The organism is Oscillibacter sp. CU971 (genome assembly GCF_905219725.1).
In the GTDB taxonomy this organism is placed as follows: Bacteria; Bacillota; Clostridia; order Oscillospirales; family Oscillospiraceae; genus Oscillibacter.
In genome coordinates this window covers 1-1176 of record NZ_CAJMXG010000545.1, presented here as the reverse complement: position 1 = coordinate 1176, position 1176 = coordinate 1, and the positions used below count along the sequence as shown (strand labels likewise).

Here is a 1176-nt window from a genome sequence, read left to right as displayed (position 1 = left end):
GCATTGTCGAGTGCGACGGCGAAAAGCCCAGATGGTTCAGAGACCACATTGACGATTTTCCAATCGCCTAGTACGTCTTTATAAAAATCAGACAGAGGAGCATCCCAAACAGCCCAGTTCCAGAGATTTCGATCTGGGCCAATGGCGTCATCGGCGAAAGTTTCAACGCTAGCGCCAAAATCGTAGTGGACCAATTCATCTTCATAGGCCAACTGGCTAGCGGCAATAGCGCACATCAAATCGTCATAGCCCTCTTTCACGGCGACGCTGCATACTGCCTGTACGTCGGGATAGTCCGCCAGTGCCGCCGTGATCTCCACACGGCCCAGCTTGTGGGCCGTCAGCGTATTGCCGGAGACGGAGACAACCTCCGGGTCACTGCTGGTGAGGGTATGCCGCGCCCCCGCTGGGGTGGTGGTTACTGTGACATTTTCCGTTTTGCCAATAGAGAGGCTGAGTGATTCGGGAGAAATAAAAATCTGCGGCGCATCCGGTGGAGACGCTTGTACAATTTGGAGCTTTGTTTCCTTCCAGTCCAGCAGTTCGCTGGCATCCGCATTGGTAGCAATAACGTAAATCTGCTGACCCGGCGCGAAAATACTGCCGGGGGCAAACGACGTGGCCTGGGAGGTTAATTCAACGTATGTATCCCGGTCCTGAAGCAGAAATACGCGCCCATTTTCTATGCCGTCCCAGTCCACAGACACGCTGACAGTGGCGGTTTCTTCGCTGCTTTGAGTATAGGATTGCGGGGTAGTCAACAAATCAACCGTCTGGCCATTTTTTGTCAGGGCTGCGGATTGAATAACGGGTGTCGAGGTATCCGCTTCCCCATCCAACAGCTCAAACCGGATTTCGAACCGCTGCGCATACTGATGTGCAGCAGAGTTCTTATTGCAGTAAATAGTCAAACCTGGGCAATCGCGTCCCCATTCTAATCCATAAGTATCAATATCCGTCACGCTCTCAGGAATGGTCAAGCTGGTCAAACTGGTACAGCCCTTGAAAGCATTCCTGCCGATACTAGTCACACCGCTTGGAATAACAAGTGTGGATAAACTGGTACAGCCGTAAAAAGCGTTTTCTCCAATCGTTTTCATATGAAGTGTCTGTCCGTTCTGCACAAGCTGTTTGCACCATTGCTGCTTTCAGCACTTTACTCAAGCGGTTTTAGCC

At 51.5% G+C, this 1176-nt stretch carries 1 protein-coding gene; it reads right to left on the bottom strand.

The genetic code is table 11. The annotated features are described in order from the left end of the window. On the bottom strand, window positions 1-1100 hold a 1100-nt coding region (locus JX325_RS17295; protein ID WP_204792241.1), incomplete at its 3' end, for a leucine-rich repeat protein. Between the last annotated feature and the right edge of the window lie 76 nt (window positions 1101-1176).